This window comes from Streptomyces sp. NPDC054961, from assembly GCF_053609145.1.
The window spans coordinates 7787-28788 of sequence record NZ_JBSGWY010000060.1 but is presented as its reverse complement, the minus strand read 5'-3'; the positions used below and the strand labels follow the sequence as shown (position 1 = coordinate 28788).

17 protein-coding genes are annotated in these 21002 nt (G+C 72.3%); 10 read left to right on the top strand and 7 right to left on the bottom strand.

The genetic code is table 11. From position 1 onward, the window contains the following. Window positions 1-310 precede the first annotated feature (310 nt). Genes ACWF9Z_RS33885 through araA form a run of 3 tightly spaced genes read left to right on the top strand, consistent with a single transcriptional unit; the run spans window position 311 to window position 4257 of the window. Window positions 311-2065: a ribulokinase gene (locus tag ACWF9Z_RS33885; protein ID WP_453608982.1), complete on the top strand. Its 1755-nt coding sequence runs from the start codon at window positions 311-313 to the stop codon at window positions 2063-2065. 6 nt (window positions 2066-2071) lie between these two features. Further along, window positions 2072-2734, top strand: coding sequence for an L-ribulose-5-phosphate 4-epimerase (locus ACWF9Z_RS33880; RefSeq protein WP_453608980.1), 663 nt, complete (start codon window positions 2072-2074; stop codon window positions 2732-2734). 17 nt (window positions 2735-2751) lie between these two features. Next, window positions 2752-4257 (top strand): L-arabinose isomerase, encoded by a 1506-nt coding sequence (araA, locus tag ACWF9Z_RS33875; RefSeq protein ID WP_453608979.1) that lies wholly within the window; start codon window positions 2752-2754, stop codon window positions 4255-4257. A gap of 138 nt (window positions 4258-4395) precedes the next feature. On the opposite strand, the gene ACWF9Z_RS33870 is transcribed toward araA, so the two are convergent. The 4 genes from ACWF9Z_RS33870 to chvE form a co-directional block, all read right to left on the bottom strand. Beyond that, window positions 4396-6513 carry an ATP-binding SpoIIE family protein phosphatase gene (locus ACWF9Z_RS33870; RefSeq protein ID WP_453608976.1) on the bottom strand — a complete coding sequence of 706 codons (2118 nt, stop codon included), beginning with the start codon at window positions 6511-6513 and terminating at the stop codon, window positions 4396-4398. Window positions 6514-6627: 114 nt separating this feature from the next. After that, window positions 6628-7878 (bottom strand): multiple monosaccharide ABC transporter permease, encoded by a 1251-nt coding sequence (mmsB, locus tag ACWF9Z_RS33865; protein ID WP_453608974.1) that lies wholly within the window; start codon window positions 7876-7878, stop codon window positions 6628-6630. A 2-nt stretch (window positions 7879-7880) separates the two neighbouring features. Further along, complete coding sequence (mmsA, locus tag ACWF9Z_RS33860) at window positions 7881-9428, bottom strand: multiple monosaccharide ABC transporter ATP-binding protein (RefSeq protein WP_453608989.1); 1548 nt, start codon at window positions 9426-9428, stop codon at window positions 7881-7883. A gap of 96 nt (window positions 9429-9524) precedes the next feature. Beyond that, window positions 9525-10601, bottom strand: a complete 1077-nt coding sequence (gene chvE / locus ACWF9Z_RS33855; protein ID WP_453608972.1) for a multiple monosaccharide ABC transporter substrate-binding protein — start codon at window positions 10599-10601, stop codon at window positions 9525-9527. Window positions 10602-11091: 490 nt separating this feature from the next. Here chvE and ACWF9Z_RS33850 point away from each other — a divergent pair, with 490 nt between their 5' ends. Next, window positions 11092-12285 (top strand): serine hydrolase domain-containing protein, encoded by a 1194-nt coding sequence (locus tag ACWF9Z_RS33850; protein ID WP_453608969.1) that lies wholly within the window; start codon window positions 11092-11094, stop codon window positions 12283-12285. A 356-nt stretch (window positions 12286-12641) separates the two neighbouring features. Further along, a complete protein-coding gene (locus ACWF9Z_RS33845; RefSeq protein ID WP_453608967.1) occupies window positions 12642-12971 on the top strand; it encodes a hypothetical protein in 330 nt (109 codons plus the stop codon). Window positions 12972-13061: 90 nt separating this feature from the next. Here ACWF9Z_RS33845 and ACWF9Z_RS33840 read toward each other — a convergent pair whose 3' ends face one another. After that, the gene (locus ACWF9Z_RS33840) at window positions 13062-13682 is read right to left on the bottom strand and encodes a nucleoside/nucleotide kinase family protein (RefSeq protein WP_453608964.1); all 621 of its coding nucleotides are present in this window, start codon (window positions 13680-13682) and stop codon (window positions 13062-13064) included. A gap of 50 nt (window positions 13683-13732) precedes the next feature. After that, complete coding sequence (locus ACWF9Z_RS33835; RefSeq protein WP_453608963.1) at window positions 13733-14077, bottom strand: peptidase inhibitor family I36 protein; 345 nt, start codon at window positions 14075-14077, stop codon at window positions 13733-13735. A 253-nt stretch (window positions 14078-14330) separates the two neighbouring features. Here ACWF9Z_RS33835 and ACWF9Z_RS33830 point away from each other — a divergent pair, with 253 nt between their 5' ends. Next, a complete protein-coding gene (locus tag ACWF9Z_RS33830) occupies window positions 14331-14537 on the top strand; it encodes a hypothetical protein (RefSeq protein WP_453608960.1) in 207 nt (68 codons plus the stop codon). 149 nt (window positions 14538-14686) lie between these two features. On the opposite strand, the gene ACWF9Z_RS33825 is transcribed toward ACWF9Z_RS33830, so the two are convergent. Next, window positions 14687-15655, bottom strand: a complete 969-nt coding sequence (locus tag ACWF9Z_RS33825; RefSeq protein ID WP_453608957.1) for an LLM class F420-dependent oxidoreductase — start codon at window positions 15653-15655, stop codon at window positions 14687-14689. Window positions 15656-15843: 188 nt separating this feature from the next. Between ACWF9Z_RS33825 and ACWF9Z_RS33820 the strand changes: the two genes are divergently transcribed. From ACWF9Z_RS33820 to ACWF9Z_RS33805, 4 genes are all read left to right on the top strand, one after another. After that, the gene (locus ACWF9Z_RS33820; RefSeq protein ID WP_356661794.1) at window positions 15844-16026 is read left to right on the top strand and encodes a hypothetical protein; all 183 of its coding nucleotides are present in this window, start codon (window positions 15844-15846) and stop codon (window positions 16024-16026) included. A 185-nt stretch (window positions 16027-16211) separates the two neighbouring features. Further along, on the top strand, window positions 16212-17075 hold the full coding sequence (locus ACWF9Z_RS33815; protein ID WP_453608955.1) for a restriction endonuclease: 864 nt from the start codon (window positions 16212-16214) through the stop codon (window positions 17073-17075). Window positions 17076-17217: 142 nt separating this feature from the next. Further along, window positions 17218-18411 carry an MFS transporter gene (locus ACWF9Z_RS33810; RefSeq protein WP_453608952.1) on the top strand — a complete coding sequence of 398 codons (1194 nt, stop codon included), beginning with the start codon at window positions 17218-17220 and terminating at the stop codon, window positions 18409-18411. Window positions 18412-18909: 498 nt separating this feature from the next. After that, entirely contained in the window at window positions 18910-20931 is a 2022-nt protein-coding gene (locus ACWF9Z_RS33805) for an RICIN domain-containing protein (protein ID WP_453608949.1), read from the top strand. Window positions 20932-21002 lie beyond the last annotated feature (71 nt).

The following is a 21002-nucleotide window of genomic DNA, read 5'->3' as shown; positions in this document are numbered from 1 at the left end:
GCCGCGGCGGGGGGGGCGGGGGGCCGGCGGTGGGGGGGGGCCCGCCCCCCCCCCCCCGGCCGGCGGCGGGTAGCGGGCGGGCGGCGGGGCGGCGGCCCGTCCTTCGGGTATCGCCGCTGGTCAGCGGTCCGCCGGGTGATTCCGGAGCCCCGGGTACCTCACGTCAAGATTGGGTAACGCTGTGGACCCGAGCCCTTGTCCCGGCCGATTGTGAGCGTTAACAATCGATCCCACGGCGGCCGTGCCCGGCCGTCGCCCCCGTCGCCCGGCCGTGAGTCCGGGCGCTGGGCTCCGTACGAAGGATGTGAACGTGACCTCGTCCCGCTCCCCGGTCGAGAAGGACGCCGTGCGCTACGTCGTCGGTGTCGACTTCGGCTCGCTGTCCGGCCGCGCAGTGGTGGTTCGGGTGCACGACGGCGAGGAGGTCGCCACCGCCGTCCACGCGTACCGCCACGGAGTCATCGACCGCCGGCTGCCCGGCACCGCAACCCCCTTGCCGCCCGACTGGGCGCTCCAGCACCCGGACGACTGGCGCGGGGTGCTCCGCACCGCCGTCCCGGACGCCGTCGCGCGCGCCGGCGTCGAGCCCGGGAGCGTCATCGGGATCGCGACCGACTTCACCGCCTGCACGGTCCTGCCGGTACGGCGCGACGGGACGCCGCTCTCGGAGGCCGGGCTCGGGCACCGCCCCCACGCCTGGCCCAAGCTCTGGAAGCACCACGCCGCGCAGGACCAGGCCGACCGGATCAACCGCCTCGCCCACCTGCGCGCCGAGCCGTGGATCGCCCGGTACGGCGGCAGGGTCTCCGCCGAATGGCAGTTCGCCAAGGCGCTGCAGGTGCTGGAGGAGGACCCCGACACGTACGCGGCGACCGAGCGCTGGATCGAGGCGGCCGACTGGATCGTCTGGCAGCTGACGGGCTCCGAGACCCGCAACACGTGCACCGCCGGCTACAAGGGCATCCACCAGGACGGCACGTACCCGAGCGAGGAGTACCTCGCCGCCCTGCACCCGGACTTCGGTGACTTCGCCCGCACCCGCCTGGAACATCCGCTCGCCCCGCTGGGGTCCCGGGCCGGCGCGCTCACCGCCGAGGCCGCCGCGTGGACGGGCCTGCCCGAGGGCATCGCGGTCGCCGTCGGCAACGTCGACGCCCACGTCGCGGCCGCCGCGGCCCAGGCCGTCGAGAACGGCCGGCTGCTCGCGGTCATGGGAACCTCCACCTGTCACGTGGTGAACGGAGCCGTGCTCGCCGACGTGCCCGGGATCTGCGGCGTCGTGGACGGCGGGATCGTCGACGGCGCGTACGGCTACGAGGCGGGACAGAGCGCGGTCGGCGACATCTTCGCCTGGTGGCTCGCCCAAGGCGTCCCGGCCGGTTACCGGGCCGAGGCCGAGGCCCGGGGCGAGGACCTGCACCAGCTGCTGACCCGCAAGTGCGCGGACCAGCCCGTCGGCGGACACGGACTGGTCGCCCTCGACTGGATGAACGGCAACCGCTCCACCCTGGTCGACCACCACCTCTCCGGCGTCATCGTCGGTCTCACCCTGGCGACGCGGACCGAGGAGGTCTACCGCGCCCTGCTGGAAGCCACCGCCTTCGGTACCCGCACCATCGTCGAGGCCCTGGAGCGGGGCGGGGTCCCGGTGTACGAGTTCATCGTCACCGGCGGTCTGAAGAAGAACGCCCTGCTGATGCAGATCTACGCCGACGTGCTCCGCCGGCCGGTGTCCCTCGCGGCCTCCGCCCAGGGCCCGGCCCTCGGCGCCGCCATCCACGCCGCCGTGGCCGCCGGCGCGCACCCCGACGTGCGCACCGCCGCCGCGGCCATGGGCCGGGTCCAGCGGGCCGCGTACCTGCCGGACGCGGCCCGCGCCGACGCCTACGACGCGCTCTACGCGGAGTACCGCGCCCTGCACGACCACTTCGGCACCGGCCCCGACAAGCAGCTGCACCGGCTGCGCGCCCTGCGCAACGAGGCCCTGCGCAACGCGGCCCCGCGCAACGAGGCCTTGGGCAACGCGGCCCCGACCGTCCCGACCTCCCCGACCGAGAGGCCCTGAACACTCATGACGTCACCGATCGAGCAACTGCGCCGCGAGGTCAGCGACCTGCACCGGGAACTGGTCCGCTACGGCCTCGTCGTCTGGACGGCCGGAAACGTCTCCGCCCGCGTCCCGGGCGAGGACCTGATGGTGATCAAACCCAGCGGCGTCCCCTACGAGGACCTGACCCCCGAGCGCATGATCGTCTGCGACCTGGACGGGACGGTGGTCGAGGGTGACGACGCGCCCTCCTCCGACACCGCCGCACACGCCTACGTCTACCGCCACATGCCGCAGGTAGCAGGGGTGGTGCACACCCATTCCACCTATGCCTGCGCCTGGGCGGCGCGCGGCGAGGCCGTCCCCTGCGTACTGACCGCCATGGCCGACGAGTTCGGTGCCGAGATCCCGGTCGGCCCGTTCGCGCTGATCGGGGACGAGTCCATAGGCCAGGGCATCGTTGAGACGCTGCGCGGCCACCGGTCGCCCGCCGTCCTGATGAAGAGCCACGGAGTCTTCACCGTCGGCAAGGACGCCGAGGCAGCGGTCAAGGCCGCCGTGATGTGCGAGGACGTCGCCCGCACGGTCCACATCTCACGTCAGCTCGGGGAGCCGCTGCCCCTCGCGCAGAGCGACATCGACGCGCTCAACCACCGCTACCGGAACGTGTACGGCCAGCAGCGCTGACCGGCGAGGAGCTCTCCGTGACATCACTCGAAGAACGCGAAGTATGGTTCCTGACCGGCAGCCAGTCCCTCTACGGGGACGGGACCCTGCGCCAGGTGGCCCGCCAGTCCCAGCAGATCGCCGAGGTCCTCCAGGGCGACCCCGGCGTCCCCGTCCGGATCGTCTGGAAGCCCGTCCTCACCGACGCCGGGGCGATCCGCCGCCTCTGCCTGGAGGCGAACTCCGACGACACCTGCATCGGGCTCATCGCCTGGATGCACACGTTCTCCCCGGCCAAGATGTGGATCGCGGGCCTCGACGCGCTGCGCAAGCCCCTCCTCCACCTCCACACCCAGGCCAACGTCTCCCTGCCGTGGTCGTCCATAGACATGGACTTCATGAACCTCAACCAAGCAGCCCACGGAGACAGGGAGTTCGGCTACATCCAGTCCCGCATCGGCGTCACACGCAAGACGGTCGCCGGTCACGTCAGCGACCCGACCGTGGCCGCCCGCATCGCCGCCTGGACCCGGGCCGCCGCGGGACGGGCCGAGCTGCGCGGCCTCGGGCTGGCCCGCTTCGGCGACAACATGCGGGACGTCGCCGTCACCGAGGGCGACAAGGTGGAGGCGCAGCTGCGCTTCGGCGTCTCCGTCAACACGTACGGGGTCAACGACCTGGTCGAGGCCGTCGACGGCAGCTCGGAGGCGGATGTCACCGAGCTCGTCAAGGAGTACGAGGACACCTACCGGGTGGCGCCCGAGCTGCGGGCCGGCGGGGACCGCCACGCCTCGCTCCGCTACGCCGCGCGCATCGAGCTGGGCCTGCGGACGTTCCTGACGGCGGGCGGCTTCCGCGCCTTCACCACCAACTTCGAGGACCTCGGGGGACTGCGCCAGCTGCCGGGACTGGCCGTGCAGCGGCTGATGGCCGACGGGTACGGTTTCGGCGGCGAGGGCGACTGGAAGACCTCGGCCCTGCTGCGCACGCTCAAGGTGATGTCCGAGGGGCTGCCGGGCGGGGTGTCCTTCATGGAGGACTACACCTACCACCTGGAACCGGGCAGGGAGCTGATCCTCGGCGCGCACATGCTGGAGGTCTGCCCGACGATCGCCGCCGCGGTCCCCTCCTGCGAGATCCACCCGCTGGGGATCGGCGGCCGGGAGGATCCCGTCCGCCTGGTCTTCGACGCGCACACCGGCCCCGCGGTGGTCGTCGGGCTCGCCGACCTGGGGGACCGGTTCCGCCTGGTCGCCAACGCGATCGACGTGGTCGAGCCCGCCGAGCCGCTGCCGAACCTGCCCGTGGCACGGGCCGTGTGGCAGCCCCGGCCGGACCTGCGGACCTCCACCGAAGCCTGGCTGATCGCCGGGGCCCCGCACCACACCGTGCTGTCCAGCGCCGTGGGCACCGAGGAACTGCACGACCTCGCCGACATGCTCGGCACGGAGCTGCTGGTCATCGACGGGGACACCGGCATGCGCCGGTTCACGCAGGAGATCCGCTGGAACCAGGCCTACCACCGGCTGGCGCACGGTTTCTGACGCCGGCCCCGACCGCCCCCGGCCGTCCCGACGCCCCGCCGTCCGGACGGCTCGACGCCCCGCCATCCCGCCGTCCCGACGCCCCGCCATCCCGCCGTCCCGACGCCCCGCCGTCCGGACGGCCGGGGGCGCGGGCCGTCAGCCGCCGCCGTCCAGGGGCTGTTCCGTCCAGATGGTCTTGCCGGCCGCCGAGTACCGGCTGCCCCAGCGGTGGGTGAGCTGCGCGACGAGGAACAGGCCGCGGCCGCCCTCGTCGGTGAGCTGTGCCCGGCGCAGGTGCGGCTGCGTCTGGCTCGGGTCGGAGACCTCGCAGATCAGCACCCGGTCCTTGATCAGCCGCAGGCCGACCGGGCCGCCCGCGTACCGGATGGAGTTCGTGACCAGCTCGCTGACGATCAGCTCCGTGGTGAAGACGAGGTCCTCCAGTCCCCACGCGGTCAGCTGCTCCGCGACGAGCGTGCGGGCCCGTGCGACGACCGAGGGGTCGGCGGCCAGCTCCCAGGCGGCGGTGGCGTCCGAGGGCACCTCCCTGACCCGCACCACGAGCAGGCTGAGGTCGTCGTACGGCGGTTCGCTCACCAGGGCGCCCAGGAGGCCGCGCCCGATCTCGGTGACCGGCAGCCCGCTGTCGGCGCCCTCGCGGGCCCCCGCCCCGATCAACGCCCGCTGTCGTGCGGAGCGGGCGGTGGCCTGGGCGAGCGTGCCGCCGCAGAAGACGAGCACATCGCCGGGTCCCAGGCGCAGCTCCATCGGTTCGAACGGCTGCCCGCCGGTGCCCAGGACGGGACCCGGGTGGTAGGACACCGCGCCGACCTCGGCGCCTCCCCTGGGAGCCAGCACGGGCGGAGCGTGACCGGCGCCCGCGAGCACGCAGGTACGGGACACCGGATCGTAGGTGGCGTAGAGACACGTGGCGCCCTTCAGTGCGCTGGGCATGCCCGTCGCCGGTTCCTGGCGGTCGTCGTCCCCGATGAAACGCACGACGAGGTCGTCGAGGTGGGCCAGGAGTTCGTCCGGACTGAGGTCGAGATCGGCCAGGGTCTGCACGGCCGACCGCAGCCGCCCCATCGCGGCCGTGGCGTCGACGCCGCGGCCCTCGACCGTGCCCATGACGAACGCGAGCCGCGTCGAGGGGAGTTGGATGACGTCGAACCAGCTGTCTCCGCCTGCCGAGGAGGTGGCGGCGGACACGTGGACACCGGAGGTCTCGGCGCCGGTGACGTCCATGACCGGCCTGGGCAGGAGGCTGCGCTGCAGGGCGTCCCTGGTACGGCGCTCTCGGGTGTAGCGGCGGGCGTTGTCCATGCTGAGCGAGGCACGGGAGCCGATCACCTCGGCGAGGTCGGCGTCCTCCTGGTCGAAGGCGCGGCGCTCCGCCGTACGCCACAGGACCAGGGCGCCGAGCACCGCGCCGCGTGCGCTCAAGGGGACCAGCATGAGGGAGGCGGCCCGGGACGGAAGGATCAGCCGTACGCGCTCCTCCTCTCCGGCGAGCACCGCGCGCAGATCGGTCAGGTCGGGGAGGAAGAACGCCGATCCCTCGCGCAGGTGGGCACTCTCGACGTTGCCGAGCCGGATGGTGTCGCCCACGGGGTGGCTCTCGGGCGGCCACCGCCCGTCGGCGGCCCGCACCGCGACGCGCCGCATGGGCGCCTTGGTGACCAGCTCCTGCGGCTCCTCGCCGAGCAGGACGCGCTCGGTGAGATCGACGGCCGCGAGGTCGGCGAAGGCGGGGACGAAGACGTCCACGAGCTGTTCGGCGTCGCGCACCATGTCCAGGGAGCTGCCGATCCCCGCGGTGGCCGCGTTGACCAGCGCCTGCCGTTCCGCGGCGCGCTGGTCCTCCGGCGGCGCGGGTGGCGGGCGGCGGACGTCTGCGGCGACGGTGACCGGTGCGGAGTCGGCCGGATCCGCCGGCCGCAGGCGCAGCAGGAACCGCGCCGCCGAGCCCTCCATGAGGGTGATGATGTCGACGTCCGCAACCAGCTGTCCGCCGTTCGGCCGCCGCAGACGCGCACGGGCGCTGCGCCGGGGACCGCCGACGGCACCGGACATGAGGCGGGCCCACAGGTCGACGTCCTCGAAGAGCCCTTCCGTACCGAGCTGACCGTCCCGGGCACGACCGAGATCGGGAACGCCCAAGAGGGCCGCGGCCTGCCGCGTGCCGGTCAGGATCCTGCCGACGGCGTCCAGCACCAGAACAACCGTGGGGAAGTCCGCTGCTGCGACGGGTTCTCCCGGGCCGTTGTCGCTCACTGATGTCTCACTCCGGCAGGATCGACGGCGCTCCTGATCTCATTCAACACCGCGCGCGCGGCGCGTGCGCGGCGGCCGGGGCGTCGCGCCGCGGACCGTCACCGCGAGCGTCCCTCAGGATCCGGCCTTGCGCTTGTTCCACACGTCGAAGCCGACCGCGGCCAGCAGCACGAGGCCCTTGATGACCTGCTGGTAGTCGGTGCCTATGCCGACGAGCGACATGCCGTTGTTCAGCACGCCCAGGACGAGGCCGCCGATGATCGCGCCGAGCACGGTGCCGACACCGCCGGACGCCGAGGCGCCGCCGATGAAGGCCGCCGCGATCGCCTCCAACTCGAAGTTGATGCCCGCCTGGGGCGTACCCGCGTTGAGGCGGGCGGCGAAGACCAGTCCGGCCAGCGCCGCCAGGACGCCCATGTTGACGAAGGCGAGGAAGACGATCCGCTTGCTCTTGACGCCCGACAGCCGGGCGGCGGGCTCGTTGCCGCCGATGGCGTACGTGTGGCGGCCCAGGACGGAGTTGCGCATCACGTAGCCGAAGGCGACCAGCAGCACGCCGAGGATGAGCAGCACGATCGGGAAGCCGTGGTAGCTCGCGAGCAGCAGGGTGAAGACCGTCACCGCGGTGGTGATCGCCGCCAGCTTGACGAGGAAGAAGCCCGTGGGCAGCAGCCGCAGCCCGTAGGAGGCGGCCAGGCGGCGGCCGCGGACCTCCTGTACGACGGCCAGCGCGAGCACGCCGAAGCCGAGCAGCAGGGTGAGGTTGTGGTAGTTCGTGTGCGGGCCGGCCTGCGGCAGGAAGCCGCTGCTGATCTGACGGAAGCCCTGCGGGAAGGGGGCCACCGACTGGCCCTGGAGCAGGATCTGCGTCCCGCCCCGGAAGAGCAGCATCCCCGCCAGGGTCACGATGAACGACGGGATGCCCACGTAGGCGATCCAGAAGCCCTGCCATGCTCCCGCGGCGGCTCCGATGAGGAGCGCGGCGAGCGCTGCCACGGGCCAGGGGACGTCGTGGCGCACCATCATCACCGCGGCCGCGGCTCCGACGAAGGCCGCCAGGGATCCCACCGAGAGGTCGATGTGGCCGGCGATGATGACGATCATCATCCCGATGGCCAGGATGAGGATGTAGCCGTTCTGCTGGATCAGGTTCGTGACGTTGAGCGGCTTGAGCAGGGTTCCGTCGGTCCAGATCTGGAACAGCACGATGATCAGCGCCAGGGCGACGAGCATGCCGTACTGCCGGATGTTGCCGCGCAGGAGGTGTACGACGAGGCTGCGCGTGCCGTCGGGCGCACGGTCGCCCTTCTCCCCGCCGGGAGCGGCGCCCTCGGCGGGGATCACGGGGCTCTGGATCTGGGTCATGCTCACACCTGCTCGTTCTGGGTCGCCGCGCCCACGGTCATGAGGCGCATGAGGGATTCCTGGGTCGCGTCCGCCCGGTCCGTCTCACCGGTGACGCGGCCTTCGGCCATGGTGTAGATGCGGTCGCACAGGCCGAGCAGCTCCGGCAGTTCGGAGGAGATCACCAGGACGGCCTTGCCCTGGGACGCGAGCTCGGCGATCACCGCGTAGATCTCGGCCTTCGCACCGATGTCGATGCCGCGGGTGGGCTCGTCGAGGATGAGGACTTCGGGCTCGGAGAAGATCCACTTGCTGAGGACGACCTTCTGCTGGTTTCCGCCGCTGAGCTTGCCGGTCTCCGCGAACACCGAGGGCGCCTTGATGTTCATGCTGCGGCGGAACCCCTCCGCGACGCGGGTCTCCTCGTGGTGGTTCACCCAGCCCCGGCGGGAGACCTTGCCGAGTGCGCTCAGCGAGATGTTGCGGCGGATGTCGTCCGAGAGGTCGAGTCCGTAGTGCTTGCGGTCCTCGGTGACGTAGGCGAGTCCGTGGGCGATGGCCTCGGGGACCGTACGGGTACGGATCTCCTTGCCGTCGAGCAGCACCCGGCCGCTGGTGCGGCGTCCGTAGGAACGGCCGAAGACGCTCATCGCGAGCTCGGTGCGGCCCGCGCCCATCAGGCCCGCCATGCCGACGATCTCACCGCGCCGGACCGTGACCGAGGCCCCGTCGACCACCTTGCGGTGCACGTCGATGGGGTGCAGGACGGTCCAGTCCTCGATCCTCAGCGCGACCTCGCCGATGTCCGGGGTGCGCTCGGGGTAGCGGTGTTCCAGGTCGCGGCCGACCATCCCGCGGATGATGCGGTCCTCGGAGATCCCCTCGGCTTCGACGGAGATGGTCTCGATGGTCCGGCCGTCGCGCAGGATGGTGACGGCGTCGGCGACGCGGGCGATCTCGTTCAGCTTGTGGGAGATGATGATGCAGGCGATGCCCTGGGCCTTGAGCTCGAGGATGAGGTCCAGCAGTTTGCGGCTGTCCTCGTCGTTGAGCGCGGCCGTCGGCTCGTCCAGGATCAGCAGCTTGACCTCCTTGGCCAGGGCCTTGGCGATCTCGACGAGCTGCTGCTTGCCCACGCCGATGTCCGCGACACGGGTCTGCGGGGTGTCGGGCAGGCCCACGCGTTCGAGGAGGGCCCGCGCGTGGGTGAGCGTCCGGTGCCAGCTGATGAATCCGCGCGAGGCGTGCTCGTTGCCGAGGAAGATGTTCTCGGCGATGGACAAGTAGGGGATCAGCGCGAGTTCCTGATGGATGATCACGATGCCGCGGCGCTCGCTGGCCCGGATGTCGCCGAAGGCGCACGGTTCGCCCTGGAACCGGATCTCGCCCTCGTAGGAACCGTGCGGGTGCACGCCGCTGAGCACCTTCATCAGGGTGGACTTGCCCGCCCCGTTCTCGCCGCAGACGGCGTGGACCTCGCCGGCGGCGACGGTCAGATTGACGTCCGACAGCGCCTTGACGCCCGGGAAGGACTTGCTGATCGAACGCATCTCGAGGACGGGTCCGGCCATGGTGGTGAGTCCGTTCGACTGGGGTGATGCGGCGGGCCGGTCGGGGCGGCGCCGCATCACCGGTTCTTCGGCCCCGGTGGATGGGCCCGGTGGTGGCTACTTCAGCTGGTCGGCGGTGTACTGCCCGGAGTCGACGAGCACCTTCCGGTAGTTCTCCTTGTCGACGCTGACCGGCTGCAGCAGGTAGGCGGGCACGACCTTCACGCCGTTGTCGTACTGCGTGGTGTCGTTGACCTCGGGCTGCTGGCCGGTGAGTACGGCGTCGCCCATCTGCACGGCCACCTTGGCGAGTTCGCGCGTGTCCTTGTACACGGTCTGCGTCTGCTCGCCCGCGATGATGGACTTCACGGAGGCGAGCTCGGCGTCCTGTCCGGTGACGAGGGGCAGCGGCTTGCCCGCGCTGCCGTAGCCGACTCCCTTGAGGGACGACACGACGCCGATCGAGATGCCGTCGTAGGGCGAGAGCACCGCGTCGAGGGTGGCGGACGAGTAGGCCTTGCTGAGCAGGTTGTCCATCCGGGACTGGGCCACGCCGCCGTCCCAGCGCAGGGTGGCCGCCTGGGCGAATTCCGTCTGGCCGCTCTTGACGACGAGCCGCCCGGCGTCGATGTGGGGCTTCAGGACGCTCATGGCGCCCTGGTAGAAGAACGCGGCGTTGTTGTCGTCCGGTGATCCGGCGAAGAGCTCGATGTTGAAGGGGCCCTTGCCGTCCTGGAGGCCGAGCCGGTCGGCGATGTACGTGGCCTGCAGAACGCCGACCTTGTAGTTGTCGAAGGTGGCGTAGTAGTCGACGTTCTTGGTGCCGCGTATCAGGCGGTCGTAGGAGATGACCCGGATCTTCGCGTCGGCCGCCTTCTGCAGCACGTCGCTGAGCGAGGAGCCGTCGATGGGAGCGATCACCAGCAGCTTGGCACCCTTGGTGATCATGTTCTCGACCTGGGCGACCTGGTTCTCCACGACGTTGTCGCCGAACTGCAGGTCCGTCTTGTACCCCTTGGCCTGGAACTGCTTGACCATGTTGGCGCCGTCGTTGATCCAGCGCTCGGAGGACTTGGTCGGCATGGCTATCCCGACCAGGCCCCCCTTGGCGTCGCCCGCGACGGCGTCGTCCCCGACGCCGTTGGCGCTCTGGCCGCAGGCCGCGAGGGTCAGCCCGAGCACTGCCACGACCATGCCTGTCGAGATTCTTCGCACGTTTCCTCCAGTGGGGCGCCGGGGCACGGCGCGATGAGGGGCCCCGCCCGGGCGGCCAGGCGGTCTCCAGGCGGTTTCCAGGGCGGTTCCCGGGCGGCGGGGGCTGGCGCCGGCCGCCCGGAATGCACTGCCGGACCGCACTGCTCTGGCCTGGTGGACACGAGTGTTAACGCTCACAACTGCTCCGTCAAGGCCTCCGGGGTCACCTTTGCGTACCCTCCGCGAGCCTGGGAACGCCTGCGGCGACCCGACCGGCGACCCGACCGAAGACCCGACCGGCGGCCCGGCTTCGAGGCGGCGGCGGGAGGGGAGGGCCCCGGGGAAGGCGGCCGCCGGGCCCGCTCGGGACGGGCGGCCACCGGGGCCGGACGGGCCACAGCCGCCTGGCGCGCGGCCGTGTCGCCGTCGGCGTCGCCGGGGCTCCTGTCATCGTGGGCCACCGCGCTCCGTCTCCCCGGGAGGTACCACCGTGTTCCGAAGCCCGTACGGCCGCACCGGCCGGATCCGCTCGTCGCTGCGCCTCGCGGCCGCCACCGCGGCGTGCGGCGCCGTGCTCGGCGCCACGGTGCAGCCCGCACAGGCCGGCGCGGACCGCAATCCGCCGCCCGGCGCCTCCCTCCGTCAGGAGCTGCGGGAGCTGGTGGCGAGGCCGGACGGGCCCCCTGGGGTCATCGCCGTCCTGCGCGACGGCGACCGTACGGAGGTCTACCGGGCGGGCGTGGCCGACGTGGAGAGCGGCCGTCCGCCGAGGGTGACCGACCACATGCGGATCGCCAGTGTCGCCAAGGCCTTCAGCGGGGCGGTGGCCCTGCGGCTCGTCGACCGTGGCCGGCTCCACCTGGACGACACCATCGGCGAGGTGCTGCCCGGTCAGCCGGACGCGTGGCACCACGTGACGTTGCGTCAACTGCTCAACCACACGAGCGGGCTGCCCGACTACTCCGCTTCCCCGGGGTTCGCCGGCATCATCTCCGAGGACCCCCGCCACCGCTTCGACTCCCGGCGCCTGCTGGAGTTCGTCGCCGACGAGGACCTCGCCTTCCGGCCGGGCAGCCGCTACCGGTACTCCAACTCCGACAACATCGCCGTCGCCCTCATGGCCGAGGCCGCCACCGGACACCGGTACGAGGCGCTGCTGCGCGAGCTCGTCTACGGGCCGTTGGGCATGGACGCCACGAGCCTGCCCCAGGGATACCGGCTGCCCGTGCCCTTCCTCCACGGCTACCAGGCCGATCCGCGATCCGGGCCCGTCGACGTCAGTGAAGCCGTGGGCGCCTCGGGGGCCTGGGCGGCCGGGGGCATCGTCTCGACGCCGAAGGACCTGACCGCGTTCATCCGGGGATACGCGGGCGGCGCGCTCGTCTCGGACCGCACCAGGCGGCAGCAGTTCACCTTCATCCCCGGCGCGCTGTCCCAGCCCCCCGGGCCCGGCCGCACCGATGCGGGCCTGGCGATCTACCGCTACACCACGCGCTGCGGAGTGGTGTACGGCCACACGGGCAACACGCCGGGCTACACGCAGCTGGCCGCGGCCACCGCGGACGGCCGGCGCTCGCTGACCTTCTCCCTCACCACGCAGACGTCCCTCGACACCAACCCCGACCTCCTCGCGCAGGTCCGGGACGTCCAGGAGGACTTCGTCTGCGCCCTGCTGCGCAAGTGACCGCGGCGCTTCCGGAGAGCGCTGCGGCCACACCTGCCGGTCAGCCCTGCCGCTGAGCGGACGGCGTCCGCCCCTCGTCCCTCGGTCCTCGCTCCCGTCCCCAGCGGGTGCGAGGACCACACGTATGGGGGAAGCTGGGGGAGCGGCTGTGCCGGCCGCGGGCAGAGCGGCGAGGAGGGTTCTCCGTGGACGTTTCAGCAGCTGGGCGCCCCGCACGCACATCGCGGTGCACGGCGCGGGCGCGGCTGACCACCGTTCTGTGCACGGCGGCGGCCGTGACGGCCGCCGTGATTCCGGCCTCCGCGCACACCGGGCGGACCGGTGGAACGCCATCGGCCCCGAGCGCGGATCCGGTCGTGGTCGTCGACTGTTCCTCCCAGGCGCAGATGCGCCCCGCGGAGTACATCCTGGCGTGCGGGGACGGGAACAACCGGCTCGTCGGACTCCGCTGGGACACGTGGGGTTCCAAGACCGCCACGGCCACCGGCATCGACATGGTGAACGACTGCGTCCCCTACTGTGCGGCCGGCCGGTTCCGCGCCTACCCGGTCACGGTGACCCTGAGCGATCCGCGGGCCTGGGCCGAGCACCCCGACGTCCAGCGCTTCACCATGATCCGGCTGCTCTACACCGACACCGCGCCGGAGCCGGTCCCCAAGGACGTGAGCTACAAGCTCGTGTACTGACCGGGCAACGCACACCACCTGACCAGGCCGCCCCGACCGGGCGACCCCGATCCGGCCGCCCCGATGCGGCCGGATCGGTCCTGTGCGCGGTCAGCCCGTGTCGATCACGAGATCCGAGCGGTCGCGGCCCGGGGCGACGAGCCGCGCGTTGGCCTCGTCCGAGCGCGCCACCCACGCACGCGCGTACGCCGGGTCCTTGCCGTGACGTACGTGCCGGTCGATCAGGCGCCCGACGCGCAGGGCCTCGTCCGGGGCCAGATACCAGGCCTCGTCCAGCAGCGGCCGTACCGCCGCCCACTCACCCGCGTCGTGCAGCAGGTAGTTCCCCTCGGTGATCACCAGTGGCACGGCCGGCGCGACGGCAACGCTGCCCGCGATCGGTTCCTCGAGGGAGCGGTCGAAGGCGGGCGCGTACACGGTCGCGTCGTCGGGTGCGCGAAGCCGGCGCAGCAGGGAGACGTACCCGGCGGCGTCGAAGGTGTCCGGAGCGCCCTTGCGGTCGGCCAGCCCCAGCCGGGCCAGCTCGGTCCGGGCGAGATGGAATCCGTCCATCGGGACGACCACGGCGGTACGCGGCCCGAGCGCGTCGGCGAGCCGGGCGGCCAGGGTCGACTTCCCGGCCCCCGGTGGCCCGGCGATGCCGAGGATCCGCCGCCCGCCGTGTGCGGCCAGTGCGGCCGCCCTCGTTACCAGTTCCCAGGTCTTGTCCACGGGTGCATCTTGCCCGAGCCGCGCGCGGCGGTGCGGCCCGGTGCGGACGGTCAGCAGGTGTCGCCCACCGCGTCCATCTTCCCGCCGAAGCGCCCCTGGTAGTTGGAGGCGTAGTCGCCGACCCGGACCGGACGGCAGTCCTTGCCGGTCGCCCAGTCGATGAAGGCGCCGGTCCTGTTGGCCCGGAACGAGCCGACGTGGTCCACGAACGAGGCGGGCAGGTTCACGTAACCGCCGCGCCACACGTACGCGTCACCGGTCCCGTCCTGATAGCGCCACAGACAGATGGCGTTGCTCGGACACGCGGGCAGGGCCTGAGCCGTCGCCGGTGCGCCGAACGTGGCCAGTACGACCGTCCCGGCCACGAGCAGGGAACGCACGGTGCGTGCCTTCATGTGCTTCTCCTTCGTCGGCGTCGCTCCTTCTCATCCTCCTCGCACACGCGGGGCTGTGGGAAGACGGCCTGGTCCGCCCGCGCCGGCCGCCGGGCGTGGTGGTGAGGCCCTCGGCCGGCGCACGGCGACCGAAGCTCTGGAGTTCCTCAAGTGGGGTTGCTCCGGGGAACGGACGGGGGATCTCCTTGGCAGGGACCGGACAGGACCGGACAGGACCGGAACCGAACGGGGAACGGGGAACGGGGGAGGGGCCATGGAATTCCTGGTGATCGTGGTGTTCGGCATCGTCGTGGTGATGGTGGTCGGGTCGAGGGCCAAGGGCGGCGGGTCGTCCCGCAAGCGGCGGCGCAGGAGCTCGTGGAGTGACGGCGGCGGGGGCGGCTGCGGCGGAGGCGACTCGTCCTGCGGCGGCGGAGGCGGGCACGGCTGCGGCGGTGGGTGCGGGGGAGGCGGCGACTGACGGGCGCTTCCGCCGGGGCCGCCGGGTCCTGGGCTCAGGGCGGCCCGGGGCGGCCCGGGGCCCAGGACCAGGACCCGGACATGACGGTGGGCCCGGACTCGAGGAGTCCGGGCCCATTGCCGTGGGGGAGGAATCGCGTAGCGCGGGATTCACAGAGAACTGCGCAGGGCGGGCAGGAGTTTGGCCTCGGCCCAGTCGAGGAACGGCTGCTGCTGGTCTCCGCCGATCTGGACGAGGGCCACCTCGGTGAAGCCCGCCTCCTCGTACCGGCGCACCGCGTCGACGAACGCGTCCACGTCGTCGCCGCACGCAATGGCCTCGGCCACGTCGGCGGGCCGGACGTGCCGCGCGGCCTGGTCGAATCCGACCGGTCCGGGGAGTTCGGTGTTGACCTTCCAGCCGCCGAGCGACCACCGGAACTGGTCGTGCGCACGGGCGATGGCGGCGTCCCGGTCGGTGTCGTAGCAGACGGGAAGCTGGCCCACGCGCTCCTTGCCCGCGCCGCCGTGCTCGTCGAACTGCTCGAGGAGCTGCCGCTTCGGCTCTGTGGCGATCACCAGGTCGCCCTGCCGGCCGGCGAGCTCGCAGGAGCGGGGGCCGGAGACGGCGAGCCCGATCGGGGGCGGCGCGTCGGGGAGGTCCCAGAGCGTGGCGTTCTCGACGTCGTAGTGGGTGCCGTGGTGGCTCACGCTCTCCCCGGTGAACAAGCGCCGGATGATGTCCACGGCCTCCTCCAGCATGTCCAGGCGCACGTGGGCGGCCGGCCAGCCGGCCCCCACGATGTGTTCGTTCAGGTTCTCGCCGGAACCCAGCCCCAGACGGAACCGCCCCTCGGACAGGATCTGCATCGTCGCCGCCTTCTGCGCGACGACCGCGGGGTGGTAGCGGAAGGTCGGGCAGGTCACGTACGTCATCAGCGGGATCCGGGTCGTGGCCTGCGCGGCGGCACCCAGGACGCTCCATGCGTAGGGCGAGTGGCCCTGCGACTCCAGCCAGGGTGAGAAGTGGTCGGAGATGACGGAGAAGTCGAACCCCGCCTCCTCCGCACCCACGACGTGGGACACCAGCTCGCGCGGTCCGGCCTGCTCGGTCATCATCGTGTACCCGATTCGCACCATACGGCGCGCCTTGCCGATATCGCGCCCACGAAACCTCTCGCGGGACGGAACCTGCCGCGCCGCGGCCACCGCGGTACGAAAATACGCCGGGTGTCCGCTCATGTTCGGACCTCCAGGGGGCACACGGCGGTCATCGGCCGAGCGCAGTGCTCACCGGCCGAGCTCACCGACCGAATGGGGACCCGACCATGCTGGGTATCGCCGCCGCAGTGCTGTTCTTCATCGCCTTCCTGATCAACGCGGCTCACATCGCGACCAACGACGTGCTGAGCTCCACCAACTTCATGCTGATCGGTCTGGCGGCGCTCGCGCTGCACGTCGCCGGCATCGGCAACGCGTGGGCCGCCCGTGGGCGGGGCCGCAGACGCTGACCCCGGGGGCGAGGCCGGTACTTCCGGTCTGGCGGTTGGCGGCTTACGGCTGACGGTCTGACGGCCGAATGATCAGACGGGTCAGTGAGCCGACGGACCGACCGACCGGACAGATGAGCACGAGAACAGACGGGGGCCGCGCGGCGGCCGACCAAGGGGAGGGCTGCCGCATGGCGTCATCAAGGGTGAGCAGAAGCAGGGTCCCGCACCGCGGCGCGCCGCTCGGGCGGGACGTGGTGCTCGCCTTCGGACTCGCCGGGACAGGTGTGGCCGGGCTGGCCGCTTTCGTCCGGGCCGCCGGAGAGGCCGGGACGCGCATACCGGTCCTCCCCGTCGTCACGGTGGTGGTCCTGCTGGTGGGGGCCGTACTCGCCCGGTGGAGCGTCTCACCCGTCCGGCGGCGCTCCGCGGCGCGTCCCGACGCGTACGGGCACACCGCGCCGGACGGGCCCGACCTGTTCGAGGCGCCCGGCACGGCCCTTCGACCCGGCACCGCCCTTCTACCCGACACGGCCCGCATGCCCGACACCCTGCGCATGCCCGACACGGACTACGCGCCCGACCCGGTGCCGGTGCCCGACGTCGGGGCCACGGCCCTGGACCACGCGGCGGTCGATGCCGACGGCTTCGAACACACCGTCGCGGCGCTGTGCGCGCGGGACGGCTGCAGCCCGGTGGAAGTGGTGGGCGGCGCGGGCGACTTGGGCGCCGATGTGCTCGCCACGACCCCGGACGGACTGCGCGTCGTGCTGCAGTGCAAGCACTACGCCGAGGACAACCGGGTCGGCTCGCAGGACCTGCAGCGCTTCGGCGGTACCTGCTTCGCCGTCCACGACGCCGACGTGGCGATCATCGTGACCACCAGCTCCTTCACCGCACCCGCCCTCGCGTACGCGGCCACCTGCGGCATCGTCTGCATCGACGGCGAGGCCCTGGCCGACTGGACCGAGCTGGCCGCGCGGCCGCCCTGGGAAGCGCCCGGCGTCGGCTCCGCGGAAGATGCCGAAGGGCGCCCCGGCCCCCGGGCCGTCGGATCCGAAGCCCGGTGACGCGCCGGGGCGCCCGTCCACGCTGTGGACGGGACGAGTGCCCCGGATCCCTCCGCCGTCCTCGCCTGCGCAGGTGGGGGCGGCGGCGCGCCGTGCACGTCAGGGCGGGTCCGGGGCGCCCCGCGGGTTTACCGTCGGCGGCATGGACGGTGACGGCCGAGGGTGGCGCCAGTGTTTGCTCAGCGGGGCGGTGTTCGCCGTGTGCATGGCCGGCACCACGCTCCCGACCCCCCTCTACGGCCTCTACCAGGAGAAGTTCGGCTTCTCCGAGTTGACGGTGACCGTGGTGTACGCCGTGTACGCCTTCGCGGTCATCGGCGTGCTGCTGCTGGCGGGCAATGCCTCGGACGCCGTGGGCCGGCGGCCGGTGCTGCTGGCGGGACTCGGGTTCGCGGCCGGGAGCGCCGTCTGCTTCCTGTGCGCCGACGCGACGGCCTGGCTGTACGCCGGGCGACTGCTGTCGGGCCTGTCCGCCGGCCTGTTCACCGGGGCCGCTACGGTGTACGTGATGGAGCTGGCACCGCACGGGGGCGCCTCGCGGGCCACGTTCGTGGCGACGGCCGCCAACATGGGCGGACTGGGCTGCGGTCCGCTCGTCGCGGGCGTGCTCGCGCAGTACGCCCCCTGGCCGCTGTACCTGCCGTTCGCCGTGCACCTCGTGCTGGTGGCCGGCTCGGCCGTCGTCCTGCTGCGGCTCGCGGAGACGGTGGCGCAACGGCGCCCGCTGAGCACCGTACGGCCGCAGCGGCCCGGTGTACCGCCGCAGGTCCGGACGGCGTTCGTGCCGGCGGCGGTCGTCTCCTTCGTGGGGTTCGCGCTGTTCGGGGTGTTCACCTCCGTCAGCCCGGCGTTCCTCGCGCAGTCCCTGGACGTGACGAACCACGCCGTCAGCGGCCTGGTGGTCGCGCTGGCCTTCTTCTCCTCCACCGCCGGACAGCTGGCGGTCGGCCGCGTCGGGGTGGCGCGTTCGCTGCCGCTCGGGTGCGCCGGGCTCCTCGGCGGCCTGGCGCTGCTCGCGGGCGCGCTGGGGTGGGACCTGCTGCCGCTGGTCGTGCTGAGCGCCCTCGTGGGCGGGCTCGGGCAGGGGATGGCGTTTCGCGGGGCGCTCTCCGCGGTGGCTGAGGCGTCTCCCGCGGACCGGCGGGCGGCCGTGATCTCCACGCTCTTCGTGGTGGCGTACGCGGGCATCTCGGTGCCCGTGATCGGGGTGGGGGTGCTGGTGGGTCCGCTCGGGCTGGAGGGTGCGGGGCTGGTGTTCATCGTGTGCATGGCGGTGCTCGTCCTGTCCGCGGCCTTCTACCTGCTCCGGCGTCCGGTGCGGACCGCCGGGGCCTGAGCGCCCGAGGTCTGCGGGGGCCGAGCCGCCGCGGGCGGGCGCACATCCTGACGTGCCGGGCCGGGTGACGGCCCGTCGACAGGCCCCGCCGGAAGCCTGGAGAGGGTCTGCGCGGTCCGCGGGGCCGTCCGGGTGCCGCGTTCCTCACGGGTCGTGACGAAGGGAATTCGACAGGTAGTAATTAGATGAATACCTGACTGAATTCCCGTCAATAAGCCTGCCTTCATTATCTCGATTTGATAACGACTCCCTTCGGTAAGGCCTGGACCAATCGGCGTGACGCGCGTAACTAGGCTTATTGTATAGCGCTGTTGAGAGTTCGTCAGATTTGGCGGACAGGTAACGGAATGATTTCCCGGAGCGCGCTCCTCTTTGTCCGAATTCTCCGCCGCATTCGTCTGGCAGGCTTCCGCGCACCCACTCATCCGACACAGACTTGAGGTGCCCATGCCAGGACGACGCAGACGGCGTGAACACCGCCGCAAACCCCGGCGGTTGATGCTCCTCACCGCCGCCATGGCCACCTCGGCGGTCATCGCCGCCGGTATCGCCTACTCCGGACTGGGCGACGACGCCCAGGCCGTGTCCGTCCAAGCCGCCGCGGCTGCCGCGCCGGCCGCCGCGCCCGCCCGCGACGCGGAGCCGCAACCGCTCACGAGCGCGCCCGCCAACGAGGGCGCGCGCGGCATGGTCTACGACGGCCTCGCCCCCGCGGCGAAGGGCGACCGCTGCGCCGGGGTGTACCGGACGGATGCCGGTCTCTGTACCCACGGCCCCGACGCCCCGCCCAAGGGCGTCGACATCACGAAGGACATCGCGCCCGCCGTCAAGGCGTCCGCCCCGGCGGCCGATCCGGCCCGCCCCGCCACCGACGACCCGGCGACCGGCGAAGGCGGCGGGCGCCCTCAGGACGCACCCGTAGCCGACGCCGCCCGCACCGCCGACAAGTCCGCCGCGCCCGCGCCCTCGGCCGCCGGCCAGGACATAGCCGCCGGCCCCGCGGGTCAGACCGTCCAGTGCGACGGCGACGGCAGCACCGGCAACCGCGTTCAGGTGGTGTACGTCCACGGCCCCGGCCGCGACCGCTACTCCGAGTACGTGGCCTCGTTCCGCAAGTGGGCGGCCGACGCCGACCTCATCTACGCGACGAGCGCCCAGGAGACCGGCGGAATCCGCCACATCCGCTACGTGACGGCCGCCGACTGCACCCCGACCGTGGTCAACATCGAGCTCCCGGACTCCGCGCTGGCCGAGTTCAGCGCGACCAACGCCGCGCTCGCCGGCAAGGGCCTCGACCGCCGGGACCGCAAGTACATGATCTTCGCGGACACCCAGGTCTACTGCGGCATCGGCACCTTCAACGGCGACGAGCGGCCCGGCCAGGCCAACATCAGCAACTTCGGCCCCTCGTACGGGCGTACGGACTCCGGTTGCTGGGGCGGCCACACCGCGGCGCACGAACTCGGCCACAATCTCGGCGCGGTCAACAACAGCGCCCCGAACACCAGCCGCGGCGCGCACTGCACCGACGAGTTCGACGTCATGTGCTACTCGGACACGCCGTACTACCCGCAGATGCGCAACGTCTGCACCAACCAGGCGTCCGAGAACATCCTGGACTGCAACCACGACGACTACTTCCACACCAGCCCCAAGGCCGGCAGCTACCTGGCCACGCACTGGAACATCGCCGACAACCAGTTCCTGATGCGCACCCAGGGCGGGGGCGGCGGCACCGACCCCGGTCCGAACCCGACCCCGACCCCGAGCCCGACCAAGAGCACGACGCCGACCCAGGCGCCGACGCCCACACCGACCAAGAAGCCCACGGGCGGACCGGCCGTCACGGTGGGACAGGTCCAGTCGGACTCCGTCGTCGTGAACTGGCCCAAGGTCGAGGGCGCCGCCTGGTACCAGGTCCTGCTGAACGGCAAGCACCTGACCTGGGTCCAGTCCCCGGTGCTGCGCGTCTACAACCTCCGGGCCGACACCTCCTACACGGTCGCCGTCTCCGTCCGTGACAGCGCCGGCCGGGACACCGGACCCGGCAAGGCCGCGTCCTTCCGTACGAAGGGCACGGGCGGTGGTACGACCGCCCCCAACACCCGGTACCTGCTCGGGAACGGCAGCACCGGCATGGCCGCCGAGATCTGGGGCGGCCGCGGCGCCGACGGCACCGTGCTCGTCGGGGCACGGTCCAACGGATACGCCCAGCAGCAGTGGTACTTCGACGACGCGGGCAGCGGACTGGTCCGCATCCGTTCCGCGGCGTCCGGCAAGTGCCTGCAGCCGGGCGGCGCCGCGGCCGCGGGCATGTGGGTCGCGCAGCAGCCCTGCGGCGCCGTCGGCGCGCAGGCCTGGAAGCTGACCTCGCGCGGCGGCGCGGTGACCGTCACCGACCCGAGCGGCGGCTTCGCGCTGACCGTGAGCAGCCGCCCCTACTACGGGAACTGGCTGCTCGACCTCCAGCGCGCGGACGGCCGCGCGGCGCAGGCCTGGACCGCGCAGAAGGTCGGCTGACCCTCCCGCCCCTGAAGTCCCCCCCGGGGGGGGGGGGGGGGGGCGGGGGGGGGGGGGGGGGCGGCCTCGCG

Coding starts and splice junctions, on each gene's coding strand:
- ACWF9Z_RS33830 (WP_453608960.1), top strand. CDS start 14,331: ATGGAATTCCTGGTGATCGTGGTGTTCGGCATCGTCGTGGTGATGGTG.
- ACWF9Z_RS33880 (WP_453608980.1), top strand. CDS start 2,072: ATGACGTCACCGATCGAGCAACTGCGCCGCGAGGTCAGCGACCTGCAC.
- ACWF9Z_RS33820 (WP_356661794.1), top strand. CDS start 15,844: ATGCTGGGTATCGCCGCCGCAGTGCTGTTCTTCATCGCCTTCCTGATC.
- ACWF9Z_RS33810 (WP_453608952.1), top strand. CDS start 17,218: ATGGACGGTGACGGCCGAGGGTGGCGCCAGTGTTTGCTCAGCGGGGCG.
- ACWF9Z_RS33805 (WP_453608949.1), top strand. CDS start 18,910: ATGCTCCTCACCGCCGCCATGGCCACCTCGGCGGTCATCGCCGCCGGT.
- mmsB (WP_453608974.1), bottom strand. CDS start 7,878: ATGACCCAGATCCAGAGCCCCGTGATCCCCGCCGAGGGCGCCGCTCCC.
- ACWF9Z_RS33835 (WP_453608963.1), bottom strand. CDS start 14,077: ATGAAGGCACGCACCGTGCGTTCCCTGCTCGTGGCCGGGACGGTCGTA.
- chvE (WP_453608972.1), bottom strand. CDS start 10,601: ATGGTCGTGGCAGTGCTCGGGCTGACCCTCGCGGCCTGCGGCCAGAGC.
- mmsA (WP_453608989.1), bottom strand. CDS start 9,428: ATGGCCGGACCCGTCCTCGAGATGCGTTCGATCAGCAAGTCCTTCCCG.
- ACWF9Z_RS33825 (WP_453608957.1), bottom strand. CDS start 15,655: ATGGTGCGAATCGGGTACACGATGATGACCGAGCAGGCCGGACCGCGC.